At 69.9% G+C, this 13,819-nt stretch carries 15 protein-coding genes; 10 read left to right on the forward strand and 5 right to left on the reverse strand.

From position 1 onward, the window contains the following. Positions 1-129: 129 nt before the first annotated feature. From leuA to G7071_RS11790, 4 genes are read left to right on the forward strand one after another with little or no spacing between them, the layout of a single operon-like run. Positions 130-1,860, forward strand: a complete 1,731-nt coding sequence (gene leuA / locus G7071_RS11775; protein WP_166318935.1) for a 2-isopropylmalate synthase — start codon at positions 130-132, stop codon at positions 1,858-1,860. 9 nt (positions 1,861-1,869) lie between these two features. Continuing rightward, positions 1,870-2,730 carry an alpha/beta fold hydrolase gene (locus tag G7071_RS11780; RefSeq protein WP_166318938.1) on the forward strand — a complete coding sequence of 287 codons (861 nt, stop codon included), beginning with the start codon at positions 1,870-1,872 and terminating at the stop codon, positions 2,728-2,730. Positions 2,731-2,757: 27 nt separating this feature from the next. Continuing rightward, complete coding sequence (recO, locus tag G7071_RS11785) at positions 2,758-3,486, forward strand: DNA repair protein RecO (RefSeq protein WP_166318941.1); 729 nt, start codon at positions 2,758-2,760, stop codon at positions 3,484-3,486. Positions 3,487-3,509: 23 nt separating this feature from the next. Then, positions 3,510-4,286: an isoprenyl transferase gene (locus tag G7071_RS11790; protein ID WP_166318944.1), complete on the forward strand. Its 777-nt coding sequence runs from the start codon at positions 3,510-3,512 to the stop codon at positions 4,284-4,286. Here the strand turns inward: G7071_RS11790 and G7071_RS11795 are convergent, their stop codons facing one another. From G7071_RS11795 to G7071_RS11810, 4 genes are read right to left on the reverse strand one after another with little or no spacing between them, the layout of a single operon-like run. Then, positions 4,287-4,694, reverse strand: coding sequence for a Fur family transcriptional regulator (locus tag G7071_RS11795; protein WP_166318947.1), 408 nt, complete (start codon positions 4,692-4,694; stop codon positions 4,287-4,289). It abuts the gene before it with no gap. Next, complete coding sequence (locus G7071_RS11800; RefSeq protein WP_166318950.1) at positions 4,681-5,697, reverse strand: metal ABC transporter permease; 1,017 nt, start codon at positions 5,695-5,697, stop codon at positions 4,681-4,683. The genes G7071_RS11795 and G7071_RS11800 overlap by 14 nt, the downstream gene beginning before the upstream one ends. After that, positions 5,694-6,482, reverse strand: a complete 789-nt coding sequence (locus tag G7071_RS11805) for a metal ABC transporter ATP-binding protein (RefSeq protein WP_166318953.1) — start codon at positions 6,480-6,482, stop codon at positions 5,694-5,696. The genes G7071_RS11800 and G7071_RS11805 overlap by 4 nt, the downstream gene beginning before the upstream one ends. Then, the gene (locus G7071_RS11810) at positions 6,476-7,414 is read right to left on the reverse strand and encodes a metal ABC transporter substrate-binding protein (protein WP_166318956.1); all 939 of its coding nucleotides are present in this window, start codon (positions 7,412-7,414) and stop codon (positions 6,476-6,478) included. The genes G7071_RS11805 and G7071_RS11810 overlap by 7 nt, the downstream gene beginning before the upstream one ends. Before the next feature lie 84 nt (positions 7,415-7,498). Between G7071_RS11810 and G7071_RS11815 the strand changes: the two genes are divergently transcribed. From G7071_RS11815 to G7071_RS11840, 6 genes are all read left to right on the forward strand, one after another. Further along, the gene (locus tag G7071_RS11815) at positions 7,499-7,819 is read left to right on the forward strand and encodes an antibiotic biosynthesis monooxygenase family protein (RefSeq protein WP_166318959.1); all 321 of its coding nucleotides are present in this window, start codon (positions 7,499-7,501) and stop codon (positions 7,817-7,819) included. 45 nt (positions 7,820-7,864) lie between these two features. Next, positions 7,865-9,265 carry a glycine--tRNA ligase gene (locus tag G7071_RS11820; protein ID WP_166318962.1) on the forward strand — a complete coding sequence of 467 codons (1,401 nt, stop codon included), beginning with the start codon at positions 7,865-7,867 and terminating at the stop codon, positions 9,263-9,265. 25 nt (positions 9,266-9,290) lie between these two features. Continuing rightward, the gene (locus tag G7071_RS11825) at positions 9,291-9,911 is read left to right on the forward strand and encodes a hypothetical protein (protein WP_166318965.1); all 621 of its coding nucleotides are present in this window, start codon (positions 9,291-9,293) and stop codon (positions 9,909-9,911) included. Positions 9,912-9,940: 29 nt separating this feature from the next. Continuing rightward, the gene (gene dusB / locus G7071_RS11830) at positions 9,941-11,092 is read left to right on the forward strand and encodes a tRNA dihydrouridine synthase DusB (RefSeq protein ID WP_166318968.1); all 1,152 of its coding nucleotides are present in this window, start codon (positions 9,941-9,943) and stop codon (positions 11,090-11,092) included. 175 nt (positions 11,093-11,267) lie between these two features. After that, positions 11,268-12,170: a VldE C-terminal domain-containing protein gene (locus G7071_RS11835; RefSeq protein WP_166318971.1), complete on the forward strand. Its 903-nt coding sequence runs from the start codon at positions 11,268-11,270 to the stop codon at positions 12,168-12,170. 49 nt (positions 12,171-12,219) lie between these two features. Beyond that, on the forward strand, positions 12,220-13,488 hold the full coding sequence (locus tag G7071_RS11840; RefSeq protein WP_166318974.1) for a deoxyguanosinetriphosphate triphosphohydrolase: 1,269 nt from the start codon (positions 12,220-12,222) through the stop codon (positions 13,486-13,488). A gap of 6 nt (positions 13,489-13,494) precedes the next feature. On the opposite strand, the gene G7071_RS11845 is transcribed toward G7071_RS11840, so the two are convergent. Continuing rightward, positions 13,495-13,818 carry a hypothetical protein gene (locus G7071_RS11845; RefSeq protein ID WP_206062779.1) on the reverse strand — a complete coding sequence of 108 codons (324 nt, stop codon included), beginning with the start codon at positions 13,816-13,818 and terminating at the stop codon, positions 13,495-13,497. Position 13,819: the final 1 nt, after the last annotated feature.

Raw genomic sequence — 13,819 nt, forward strand, 5'->3', positions numbered from 1 at the left:
GGGCTACTCTGGACCCATCATGATGCGCAGCCTCCTCCTTCGCTGCCGCAGCGGGGCCTGACAGCCGGACCCCTCGCTGCGGGGAGCTGAGCGCGCCGGCATCCGCCATCACTGAAGTCGAGGACAGTCATGATCTCCAGCAGCCCAGCCCACGAGCGCAACCCCCAGCAGCCGAGCGGCATGCCGCACCAGCGCTACGAGCCGTTCATCCCGCTCGACCTGCCCGACCGCACCTGGCCGACCAAGCGCATGACGCAGGCGCCGCGCTGGTGCGCCGTCGACCTGCGTGACGGCAACCAGGCCCTGATCGACCCGATGAGCCCCGCCCGCAAGCGCGAGATGTTCGAGCTCCTGGTCAAGATGGGCTACAAGGAGATCGAGGTCGGCTTCCCGGCCGCCAGCCAGACCGACTTCGACTTCGTGCGGATGCTGATCGAGGAAGACCTCATCCCCGACGACGTCGTCATCCAGGTCCTGACCCAGGCGCGCGAGGAGCTGATCGAGCGCACCTACGAGTCGCTTCGCGGGGCCAAGCAGGCGATCGTGCACCTCTACAACTCGACGTCGACGCTGCAGCGCCGGGTCGTCTTCGGCCTCGACGAGGACGGCATCCTCGACATCGCCGTTCGCGGCGCGGAGATCTGCAAGAAGTACGAGGAGCTCGTCCCGGGCACCGACGTCTTCTACGAATACTCGCCCGAGTCCTACACCGGGACCGAGCTGGAGTTCGCCGTACGCATCTGCAACGCCGTGATCGACGTCTGGAAGCCCACGGCCGACAAGCCGGTGATCATCAACCTGCCGGCGACGGTGGAGATGGCGACGCCCAACGTCTATGCCGACTCGATCGAGTGGATGAGCCGCCACCTGCACCACCGCGAGCACGTCGTCCTCTCGCTCCACCCCCACAACGACCGCGGTACGGCGGTGGCAGCGGCCGAGCTGGGCTATCTCGCCGGCGGCGACCGCATCGAGGGCTGCCTGTTCGGCAACGGCGAGCGCACCGGCAACGTCTGCCTGGTCACCCTGGGCCTCAACCTGTTCACCCAGGGGATCGACCCGCAGGTCGACTTCTCCGACATCGACGAGATCCGCCGCACGGTGGAGTACTGCAACCAGCTGCCCGTCGCCGAGCGGCACCCCTACGGCGGCGACCTCGTCTACACGGCGTTCTCCGGCTCCCACCAGGACGCGATCAAGAAGGGCTTCGAGGCCCTCGACCGCGACGCGGCCGCGGCCGGTGTCCCCACGAGCGAGTTCACGTGGGGCGTGCCCTACCTGCCGATCGACCCCAAGGACGTCGGGCGCTCCTACGAGGCCGTGATCCGGGTCAACAGCCAGTCCGGCAAGGGCGGCGTGGCCTACATCCTCAAGCACGACCACAAGCTCGACCTGCCCAGGCGCGCGCAGATCGAGTTCTCCCGGGTGATCCAGGCCCACACCGACTCCCAGGGCGGCGAGGTCAGCCCCGAGCAGATCTGGGCGACGTTCTCGGCCGAATACCTGGAGCGCGAGACCCCCATCGGCCTCGACTCCGTCCACACCTCCAGCGCTGCGGGGGAGAAGGACCAGCTGACCGTCGGCGTGCGTGTCGAGGGCGAGCCGGTCACGCTGACCGGGGAGGGCAACGGCCCGATCGCTGCTTTCGTCGGCGCGATCAACGAGCTGCCCCACGACTTCGACGTCCGCGTCCTCGACTACCACGAGCACGCGCTCAGCTCGGGCGGCGACGCGATCGCGGCTGCCTACGTCGAGTGCGCGGTCGGCGACCAGGTCCTGTGGGGGGTCGGCCTCGATCCCAACATCGTCACGGCGAGCCTTCGGGCCGTGGTCAGCGCGATCAACCGGGCCAGGAGGTAGTTTTCGACCATGCTGGTCTCCGAGCGCATCGGTCAGTTCTTCGTCGAGGACCCCCACAGTGGGCGCGACCGCCTCGAATACACCGAGTACGGCAGCGGTGGGTCCTGGGTCGTGCTGCTCCACGGACAGCTGATGCCCCGACGGATGCACCAGCCTCTGGCGCGGTCGCTGGCAGCCGCGGGGTTGCACGTCGTGACCCTGGACCTGCTCGGCCACGGCCGCTCGGACCGACCCGCCGACCCGCTCGTCTACTCCATGACCGCCTTCGCCGAGCAGGTCATCGCCCTGCTCGACCACCTCGGTGCCGAGCAGGCGGTGATCGGGGGGACGAGCCTGGGGGCCAACGTCTCCCTCGAGGTGGCCGCGATCGCCCCGGACCGGGTCAAGGGGCTCGTCCTGGAGATGCCCGTGCTCGACAACGGGCTCGAGGCCGGGATCATGGCGTTCGGTCCGTTGCTGTTCGCCGCCCGGTTCCTGCCCCTCACGATCACGACGCTGCGATGGGTGACCAAGCCCATCCCGCGCGGGATCGTGCCGTTCTGGGTCGGCATCGGCCTCGACACCTGCAACCAGCGCGCAGACTCGGTCGCGGCCGCCGTGCACGGGATCTTCTTCGGCCGGATCGCCCCGTCCTCGCGGATGAGGCGTCAGATCGCGGCGCCTGCCCTCGTGATCGGGCATCCGGCCGACCCGATCCACCCGGCCGCGGACGCGGCGATGGTGGCCGAGGAGATGCCCGACGCGACCTTCGTCTCGGCCCAGAGCATCTTCGAGTGGCGGCGGCGGCCCGAGCGGCTCAACAAGCTCACGGCCGAGTTCGCCCAGTCGTGCTGGAAAACTTCCGGGCGCCAGCGCCGCCAGACCCGCTGACGACGCCCGGGCGGGCACAATGGAGGGGTGCCCCTCTATCGCGACGAGGCGATCGTGCTGCGCACCCACAAGCTGGGTGAGGCCGACCGCATCATCACCCTGCTGACGCGTCAGCACGGGAGGGTGCGCGCGGTCGCCAAGGGCGTGCGCCGGACGACGTCTCGCTGGGGCTCACGGCTCGAACCCTTCACCCACGTCGACCTGCAGCTGGCCGAGGGGCGCAGCCTCGACACCATCACCCAGGCCGAGACCCTCGACCCGTTCCACGCGCGGCTGGGGCTCGACTACGAGCGCTACACCGCCGGCACCGTGATGCTCGAGACCGCGGAGCGGCTCGTGACCGAGGAGAAGGAGCCCTCGGTCCAGCACTTCCTGCTGCTCGTGGGCGGGCTCCGGGCCATGTCAGGCGCCGAGCACGGCGCCAACCAGGTGCTCGACTCCTATCTCCTGCGTTCGCTGGCCGTGTCGGGCTATGCGCCGTCCTTCGACCACTGCACCCGCTGCGGCGTCGAAGGACCCCACCGCTACTTCAACCCCTCGGCCGGCGGAGTGCTCTGCCGGATCTGCAAGGTCCCCGGCTCGGCGACTCCCGCGCTGGAGACGATCACGACGATGGCGGCGCTGCTGACGGGCGACTGGGCCTGCGTCCACGCGACCGATCCACGCCACCTGCGCGAGGCCAGCACCCTGGTCGCTGCCTACCTCGCCTGGCACCTCGAGCGCGGCCTGCGTTCGATGGCGTACGTCGAGCGCTGACCCCCACCACTACGCTGCCGCTCGTGAAGCGCACCGTCCGTCCGCCGTCCCCGCACCCCAGCGGTGCCCGGCCCCCGGCGATCCCGGCCGACCTCGTTCCGCGGCACGTCGCGATCGTGATGGACGGCAACGGTCGCTGGGCCAAGGAGCGGGGACTGCCGCGGACCAGGGGCCACGAAGAGGGTGAGTCGTCGCTCTTCGACGTCGTCGAGGGGGCGATCGAGCTCGGGGTGAAGGCGATCTCTGCCTATGCCTTCTCCACCGAGAACTGGTCACGCTCGCCCGACGAGGTGCGCTTCCTGATGGGCTTCAACCGCGACGTCATCCGGCGGCGCCGCGACGAGATGCACGAGCTCGGTGTCCGCGTGCGCTGGGCCGGGCGTGCCCCCAAGCTGTGGAAGTCGGTGATCAAGGAGCTCAAGGTCGCCGAGGAGCTCACCCGCGACAACGACGTCTGCACGCTGACGATGTGCGTCAACTACGGGGGCCGCGCCGAGCTGGTCGACGCCGTTCGTGGGGTCGCCCACGACGTGGCGGCGGGGCGGATCCGCCCCGACAAGATCGACGAGCGCGCCATCGCGCGTCACCTCTACGTCCCCGAGCTGGCCGACGCCGACCTGGTGTGGCGGACCTCGGGGGAGCAGCGGCTCTCCAACTTCATGCTGTGGCAGGCGGCATACAGCGAATTCGTCTTCAGCGACGTGCTCTGGCCCGACGTCGACCGCCGCGACCTGTGGCGGGCGATCGAGACGTATGCCGCTCGCGACCGCAGGTATGGCGGCGCCAAGCCCAACTTCTGATCAGCGCACCCGGCAGGAGCTGCAGGTGCCGAAGATCTCCAACGTGTGCGAGACGTCGGCGAAGCCGTGCTCGTCGGCGATGGCCTGCGTCCACCGCTCCACGGCAGGGCCCTCCACCTCGACCGTCGCGCCGCAGGACCGGCAGACGAGGTGGTGGTGGTGGGCCGCTGAGCAGCGGCGATAGATCGCTTCGCCGTCCTCGGTGCGGAGCATGTCGACCTCGCCCGACTCCACGAGGGCGTTGAGGGTCCGATAGACCGTCGCCAGGCCGACGGGGGTGCTGCCACGGCCGAGCAGGTCGTGGATGTCCTGGGCGGAGCGGAAGTCACCGAACGACGTCATCGCCTCGACCACCGCAGTGCGCTGCCGGGTGGGTCGCATGGTCCGCGGGCCCTCAGTGCTCGTCATAGTGCTCTCCGTGGGGTGCGTGCCGGTGTCCGTCGTGCACGTAGTCGACGTGGTCGCCGTGCTCCACCGCCGGGTGGCCGCAGTCGTCGCCGTGGACGTGGTCGTGGTGCTCGCCGCTGGTGAGGTGCGGGGCATCGCTGTCGGACGGGAAGGGTGCGTGCAGGCGCCTGCGGTGACGAAGCCACACTCCCAGTGGCCACGTGGCCGCGAACATCGCCAGCGCGAGCAGGACGATCGAGGGGCCCGGAGCCACGGTGGCACGTGCGGAGAGTGCGGCACTGATCACGAGACCCCCGACGGCGGCGATCCCGCCCAGGGCCATCGCTGCGACCAGGGTCGCGCGGAACGAACGGGCGACCTGTTGGGACGTGGCGACAGGGACGACCATCAGGGCGGAGACGAGAAGCAGTCCGACTGTGCGCATCGCCACCGTGACGCTGACCGCGGCGAGGACGGCGACCAGCAGGTTGTAGAAGCGCACCTGAAGTCCTGCCACCCGGGCGAACTCGGGGTCCGATGCCACGGCGAAGAGCTGGGGGAGCAGGCCCAGCGTGAGCGCGAGGACCACAGCCGCGAGGGCGGCGGTCGTCCAGACCTCGGTGGAGCTGATGCTCGTGACCGACCCGAAGAGATAGACCTGCAGGCCGGCGGCGCCGTCGCCGGCGAGACCGGTGATCAGCACACCCCCCGCGAGACCGCCGTAGAAGAGCAGGGCCAGGGCCACGTCGCCGTTGGTGTGGCCCTTCTCGCGGATCACCTCGATGAGGATGGCGCCCAAGATGGCGACCACGACGGCCGTCCAGGTGGGTGATGTGCCAGTGAGCAGGCCGAGCGCCACGCCGGTGACGGCCACGTGGCCGATCCCGTCGCCGAGCAGCGCGAGCCGCCGCTGCACGAGGAAGGTGCCGATCGCCGGCGCGGCCAGCCCGGTGAGGAGCGCCGCCAGCAGGGCGCGCTGCATGAAGTCGCGACCGAGCAGGTCCACGAGGTCGGTGAGGCTCATCGCCCGCCCTCCAGGGAGTCGAGGGGGGAACCGAAGTGCGGTGCGTGGTCGTGGCTCTCGCGGACCGGGTGGTGGTGGCCGTGCACGTCCTCGTGGGAGAGCGGGGGACCGTCGTAGTCGACGCGACCGTCGCGCATGACCACGGCCCGGTCGACGAGTGGCTCGAGCGGGCCGAGCTCGTGAGCGACCAGGACGATGGTCGCGCCCCGGCCCGAGAGGGTGCGCAGGGCGCTCGCGAAGGCGTTCTGGCTGGGCAGGTCGACTCCGGCGGTGGGCTCGTCGAGGAACAGGAGGTCCGGCTGCCCGGCGAGGGCCCGGGCGATCAGGACCCGCTGCTGCTGCCCGCCGGAGAGGGTGGCGACCCCGGCAGCCGCCTGCTGGGAGAGCCCGACGACCTCGAGCGCGTCGTCGATGGCGATGCGGTCTGCGCGACCGGGGAGGCGGAGCAGGCCACGCCGGGTCAGTCGTCCCGAGGCGACCACCTCACGCACGCTCGCCGGGACCCCGCCGGTCACGGTGGCCCGCTGCGGGACGAAGCCGACCCGGTGCCGGGCCCTGAAGTCGGCCAGCGGGGTGCCGAACAGGTGCACGGACCCCTGGGTGAGCGGGCGCAGTCCGGTCATGGCGCGCACCAGGGTGCTCTTGCCCGACCCGTTGGCCCCCATCAGGGCGACGAACTCGCCCTCGTGCACGGTCAGGTTGTTGCCCCGCAGGACGGGCCTGCCGGCGATGGCGACCGCGACGTCTCGCGCCTCGACCACGGGGGCGCCGGCGGCGTTCAGCATCCGTTGGCCTGCTGCAGCGCCTCCAGGTTGTCCTGCATGAGAGCAACGTAGTCGCCCGCGGCCTGACCTTCACCCGGTCCTTCGATGGGATCGAGCACAGCAGTCCCGACGCCGGCGTCACGCGCCAGGCTCTCGGCCATCGCCGGGGATGCGAGCCGCTCGGAGAACACGGTGGTGATGCCTTCGTCGGCGATCAGCTCCTCGAGGGCCGCGAGCACGGCCGGGGTGGGCTCGGCGTCGGGGGAGAGGCCGGCAATGCCCTCGAAGTGCACGCCGTAGCGCTCGAGGTAGCCGAACGCCTCATGGCTGACGACGACGGTGTCTCGCTCGCAGTCCGCCAGGCCTTGCGAGAGCTCGGCGTCGAGGGCCTCCAGGTCGTCACGCAGCGCCGCGGCGTTGCCCTCGTATGTCGACGCGCCGTCGGCGTCGATCTCGGAGAGCGCACCGGCCACCGCGTCAGCGAGGTCGGCCATCAGCAGCGGGTCGTGCCAGAAGTGCGGGTCGAGGTCCCCGTGCCCGTGCTCGTCCTCGTGCGCCTCCTCCTCGTGGTCGTCACCCGCGTGCTGCTCCGCCAGCGAACGCAGCTCGACCACCTCGGCGGCGTCCACCAGCTCGGCCTGCGAGACGTTCTCGACTGCCTCGTCGACGGCCGGCTGGAACTCGTGCTCGAAGACCACGAGATCGGCGTCGTCGAGGTCGGCCGTCTGGGAGATTCCGAGCTCCAGGTCGTGCGGCTCGCCCCCGGGCTGGGTCAGGTTGGTGACGCTCCAGCCGTCGCCCGCCACGCGCTCGGTGACCCACGCCAGCGGGAAGAACGCCGCCACGGCCTGCTTGTCGGAGCCGGCCTCGCTCGTCGACGTACACGCCGTCATCAGGAGCGTGGAGACGGCGAGCAGGGAGAGGGTGCGGAAGCGAGCGGAGGTCGAGAACATGAGAACGATTCTCAGCAGAATGAGAATCATTGTCAAGTTTGGCTCGGGGCCCGGCCGGGGCCTGCCGGTCCCTATGATCGAAGGGTGCTGGTCGTCTCCCGATTCCGCGTCGCCGTCGGTGACGCCCCTGCCTTCCGCGACGACCTGGCGCGGGCCCACGCCGCCCTGGCGCAGCGACCCGGCTATGAGAGCGGCACCGTCGGCCGCAACGTCGACGACCCGGACCTGTGGGTCCTGAGCACCCGGTGGGAGAACGTCGGCGCCTACCGCCGGGCGCTGTCGGCCTACGACGTCAAGCTCCACGCGGTGCCGTTGCTGAGCCGGGCCCTGGACGAGCCGAGTGCCTATGAAGTGGTCGAGCCGGGCACCGACCTCAACGTCGCGTCCGCGCGCTCGTTAGTCTGAGCGACCACTGACCGGCAGCCAGCCGGCCAAACCGAAGGAACTCCCGTGGCCAAGCCTGCCCCCACCGCCCTCGACAACGTCGTCTCGCTCGCCAAGCGGCGGGGGTTCGTCTATCCCTGCGGTGAGATCTATGGCGGCACCCGCTCCGCGTGGGACTACGGCCCCCTGGGTGTCGAGCTCAAGGAGAACATCAAGCGTCAGTGGTGGCGGTTCATGGTCACCCGGCGCGAGGACGTCGTCGGTCTCGACTCCAGCGTCATCCTCCCCACCCGCACGTGGGAGGCCTCGGGCCACCTGGCGACCTTCACCGATCCGCTCGTGGAGTGCCAGTCGTGCCACAAGCGGTTCCGTGAGGACCACCTCCAGGAGGACTTCGCGACCAAGAAGGGGTTGGACAATCCCGATGACGTCGACATCAACGAGTCGGTGGCCTGCCCCAACTGCGGCACCCGCGCCGCGTGGACCCCGCCCCGCAACTTCAACATGATGCTCAAGACCAACCTCGGCGTCATCGAGGACGAGTCCGGCGTGCACTACCTGCGCCCCGAGACCGCTCAGGGCATCTTCCTCAACTTCGCCAACGTCGTGACCACCAGCCGGCAGAAGCCCCCGTTCGGCATCGCCCAGATGGGCAAGTCGTTCCGCAACGAGATCACCCCCGGCAACTTCATCTTCCGCACCCGCGAGTTCGAGCAGATGGAGATGGAGTTCTTCGTCAAGCCCGGCGAGGACGAGGAGTGGCACCAGCACTGGATCGACCAGCGCACGCAGTGGTACGTCGACCTGGGCATCGACCCCGACAACCTGCGCCACTTCGAGCACCCGGCCGAGAAGCTGTCCCACTACTCCAAGCGGACCGTGGACATCGAATATCGCTTCGGTTTTTCCGGCCGTGACTTCGAGGAGCTCGAGGGCATCGCCAACCGCACCGACTTCGACCTCAAGCAGCACAGCGAGTTCTCCGGCAAGGACCTGTCCTACTTCGACCAGGCCAACAACGAGCGCTACACCCCCTACGTCATCGAGCCGGCGGCCGGCCTGACACGCAGCCTGATGGCGTTCCTGATCGACGCCTACACCGAGGACGAGGCGCCCAACACCAAGGGCGGCGTCGACAAGCGGGTCGTGCTCAAGCTCGACCCGCGCCTGGCGCCGGTCAAGGTGGCCGTCCTGCCGCTGAGCCGCAACGCCGACCTGTCGCCGAAGGCGAAGGCGCTGGCCAGCGAGCTGCGCCAGAACTGGAACGTCGACTTCGACGACTCCGGCGCCATCGGTCGCCGCTATCGCCGTCAGGACGAGATCGGCACGCCGTTCTGCGTCACGGTGGACTTCGAGACCCTCGACGACAACGCCGTGACCGTGCGTGAGCGCGACACCATGAGCCAGGAGCGGATCGGCCTCGACGGCATCACCCGATGGTTCGCGGAGCGTCTCGTCGGCTGCTGATCTCTCGCGGGTGCACAATGCCAGCATGATCCGCGGAGTGCTCCCCGCCCTGGCCCTGGTCCTCGCCCTGTCCGCGTGCGCTGCCGACGACCCGGAGCCGGCAGCGGAAGCCACGACACCCACGGCGAGTGCGCCCTCGGCTCCGATCGTGCTCTCCTTCGGTGAGGCCGAGTCCGTGGTCTGGCGGCCCACCGACGACCTGGACGCCGAGCTGGAGATCCAGGTGGATCGGGTCCGGGAGGGAGATCCGGCCGACTTCAGGGGACTGGTCGGCCCCGGGTTCTCCGAGGCCAACCAGCCCTACTACGTCGACGTGGCCCTCGCCAACCAGGGGAGCGACGACCTGGGGGGTCTCGACGTGCCGCTCTACCTGCGCGACTCCTCAGGCGTCCTGGCCCCGCCGTGGGGCTTCAGCAAGCCGTTCGAGCCCTGCCCGTCGGGACCCCTGCCTGACAGCTTCGAGGGCGGTGACGACGTCAAGAAGTGCCTGGTCTTCCTGGCCTCGCCCGACGCGACCTTCGGCTCCATCACCTACTGGCCCCAAGCAGACGCCCAGCCGGTGAGGTGGATCGGTGAGGTCAGGACGCTCGAGGAGCCGGCGAAGTCCCGCAAGCCGGCCAGGAAGCGTGGCGCACGGAATCGCTGAGACGCGGTCCTGACGGCGACAATGGCGCCATGAGCAGCCCTGCCCCGCTCGTCCTCGGATCGCTGAGGGTCGAGAGCCCTGTCGTCCTGGCACCGATGGCCGGCATCACCAACGCGGCCTATCGACGGCTGTGCCTCGAGCAGATGGTCGCCAGCGGCACGTCCGGCCTGTTCGTCTGCGAGATGATCACCTCCAGGGGGCTGGTCGAGGGTGACGAGACGACGAAGAAGATGCTCGTCTTCGACGAGCTCGAGCGGGTGCGTTCGGTCCAGCTCTACGGCACCGACCCTGCCTATGTCGGCAAGGCGGTCGAGATCCTCTGTTCCGACTACGGCGTTGCCCATGTCGACCTCAACTTCGGCTGCCCGGTGCCCAAGGTGACGCGCAAGGGTGGCGGGGGAGCGTTGCCGTGGAAGCGCGGTCTCCTGGCGGACATCTTGGCTGCGGCCGTGGGTGCGGCGGCGCCGTACGACGTGCCGGTGACGATGAAGACCCGCAAGGGCATCGACGCCGACCACCTCACGTTCCTCGACGCGGGCCGGATCGCGGAGGAGTCCGGGGTGGCCGCCATCGCCCTCCACGGCCGGACGGTGGAGCAGGCCTATTCAGGCAACGCCGACTGGGAGGCGATCGGCCAGCTGGTCGACGCGGTGGGGATCCCGGTGCTCGGCAACGGCGACATCTGGGAGGCCGCGGACGCGTTGCGCATGGTCGAGGAGACCGGCGTGGCAGGTGTGGTCGTCGGGCGGGGCTGCCTGGGCCGTCCGTGGCTGTTCCGCGACCTGGCCGCAGCGTTCCGCGGTGAGACGGTGGAGACGCTGCCCACGCTGGGCGAGGTGGCCGCGATGATGCGCCGGCATGCTGAGCTGTTGAGTGAGCACATGGGCGAGGAGCGCGGCTGCAAGGAGTTCCGCAAGCACGTCAGCTGGTATCTCAAGGGATTCCGCGCCGGTGGGCCGCTGCGCCACTCACTGGCGCTCGTCGAGTCGCTGGCGGGACTCGACGAGCTGCTCGGCGAGCTCGACCCGCACGAGGCGTTCCCGACCGCCGAGCTGGGGACGCCCCGGGGGCGCCAGGGTGCCCCTCGCAAGCGCGTCGTCCTCCCCGAGGGGTGGCTCGACGACACCGATGGCCGCGACCTGCACGTCCAGGAGGACGCCACCGAGGTCACGGGTGGATGACGCCGCGCATCGACGAAGGTGACGGCAAACACGGGCGCGATCTCGGCCCGTAATGCGGACAGGGCCAAAGACGTGTGCTTGACTCCTCAATCGTGACCGGTGCTCGCACCTGAGAGCTTCCCCGCTTGAGCGCCGGCGCGACCCCCCTGTACGCAACAGCAAAGGACCAAACGCTGTGGCAAAACATCGCCACAAGCGGGAGACCAATGCCCGCATCCCCAAGCCCATCCAGGTCGCGGGATCCGTCGCCGTGATGGCAACGGTGTCCGCAGTGAGCCTCGGCGTCCTGACCGCCAACCCCAGGACCGACGACCTGCTCGTCGCCTCCTCGAGCACCGCCAGCACGTCGATCAGCGCCGCGGCTGCCACCGAGGGCCCCGTCGAACGCACCGACATCGTGTCGCGGTCGAAGTCGCGGCTCGAAGGGCGCCAGGCTGCTCGCAAGGCGGCCGAGCGCGAGGAGCGCCAGGAGCAGCGCGCCACCCTCGTGGCCATCAAGCGCGCAGACACCAAGATGTGGACCACCGAGGAGCTCAACCTGTGGTCGGGGCCGGAGAAGGACGCGCAGAAGCTCGGGCTGCTCGACGACCTGGAGAAGGTCCTACTGACCGGGCGCAAGGACAACGGTCGCGTCGAGGTCGTCGTCAACGGCAAGTCGCGCTGGGTCAGCGCGGGCTACTTCGCCGAGTCCAAGCCCAAGCCGGAGCCGGCCGAGCCCGAAGAGCCCACTCTTGGCGGAGCCTGCACCAACGGCTCCGCGGTCTCGGGCCAGCCGAACATCCTCGAGGTGCACCGGGCGGTGTGCGCTGCCTTCCCCGAGATCACCTCCTACGGCACCTACCGCGGTGACGGTGAGCACGCCCAGGGCATCGCCATCGACATCATGGTCACCGGTGAGAGGGGCTGGCAGGTCGCGAACTTCCTGCGCGACAACTACTCCGCCCTCGGGATCTCCTACATCATCTTCTCCCAGAACATTTGGTCGGTCGACCGCGGTGGCGAGGGATGGCGGGGGATGTCCGATCGCGGATCCACCACCGCCAACCACTACGACCACGTGCACGTCACGACGTACTGACCACGGTCCCGCCACGCCCGTGGGTGGGCGGCACTAGGCTCGCCGCACGATGAGCATCGAGCAGCTGTATGGCGACGCCGACCGCGAGCGGATCGTGCCGGAGCCGCCCAAACGGGTGGACGCGCCGGTGCGCACCGACTTCGAGCGTGACCGCGCCCGGGTGGTGCACGCCGCCGCCTCACGGCGGCTGGCTGCCAAGACCCAGGTCGTCGGCCCGCAGTCCGACGACTTCGTGCGCAACCGGCTCACCCACAGCCTCGAGGTGGCCCAGGTCGCCCGTGACCTCGCCCGCGCGCTGGGCTGCCACCCTGACGTCACGGAGACGGCCGCGTTGGCCCACGACCTCGGCCACCCGCCGTTCGGGCACAACGGAGAGCGCGCGCTGGCCGGGCTGAGCCAGGACTGCGGCGGCTTCGAGGGCAATGCCCAGACCCTGCGCCTGCTGGCTCGCCTGGAGGCCAAGACGTTCGGTCCCCAGGGCTCGGTGGGCCTCAACCTCACCCGTGCGACGCTCGACGCCTGCATGAAGTACCCCTGGCCCCGTTCGCTGGCGCCCGACCCCGGCGGCGTCCACGCCGACGGGACCCCGCGACACGTGGTCAAGTTCGGGGTCTATGACGACGACGCCGAGGTCTTCGCGTGGGTCAGGCGCGGGGTGGCGGGGGACCGCAAGGCCCTCGAGGCGCAGGTGATGGACCTCGCCGACGACGTGGCCTACTCCGTCCACGACGTCGAGGACGGCATCGTCGCCGGCCGCCTCGACCTGACCGCGCTCGACCACGACGCCCTCTGGGAGACGGTGCGAGCGTGGTATCTCCCCGAGTGCGACGACGCGGAGCTGGCGGCGGCGCTGGCCGGCATGCGCACCCAGGAGAGCTGGCCCTCGACTCCCTACGACGGCAGCCGGCGCTCACTCGCGGCGATGAAGAACCTGACCAGCGACCTGATCGGGCGCTTCTGCGGCAGCGTCCAGGCAGCGACGTTCGCCGTCCGCGAGGCGCCCTTCGTCCGTCACCGGGCCGACCTGGTCGTGCCGCGGCAGACAGAGATCGAGATCGGGATCCTCAAGGGGATCGCCGCGCACTACGTGATGCAGGCCGACGACCGGCTCGCCCTGATGGAGCGTCAGCGCACGCTGCTGGCCGAGCTGTTCGACGCCATGTGGGCCAGGGGAGCCGACGCGCTCGACCGATCCTTCGTCGAGGACTGGGAGACGGCAGGTGACGACGCCGCCCGGCGACGAGTGATCGTCGACCAGGTGGCGTCATACACCGACGCGCGGGCCGTCAAGCGTCATCGAGAGCTGACGGGCCGCTGAGACCGATCAGGGCAGGTCGCCCTTGGGGTAGGGGTCGTCCTGCAGTGCGGTGCTGTCCGGGTTGAGCTGGCTCTCCAGGTCGTCCTTGTGGCTGGAGGACGGCTTGACCTTGTCGGCTGCCGCACCGGCCGCCGAGGTGACCTTGTCCTTCACGACGGGTGCCTGGGACTTGGCGGTCTCCGTGGCCTGGTGGGCGGCGTCCTGGACGCGCGGGTCGTTCTTGACCTTGGTGGCCACCCCGGCGATCTGGTCATAGCGTTCGCGGCCGGCGCGAGCACCCAGGACATAGCCGATCCCGCCGGCGGCGAGCAGTACGAGCTTCTTCATCATG

The organism is Nocardioides piscis, from assembly GCF_011300215.1.
Lineage (GTDB): Bacteria > Actinomycetota > Actinomycetes > Propionibacteriales > Nocardioidaceae > Nocardioides > Nocardioides piscis.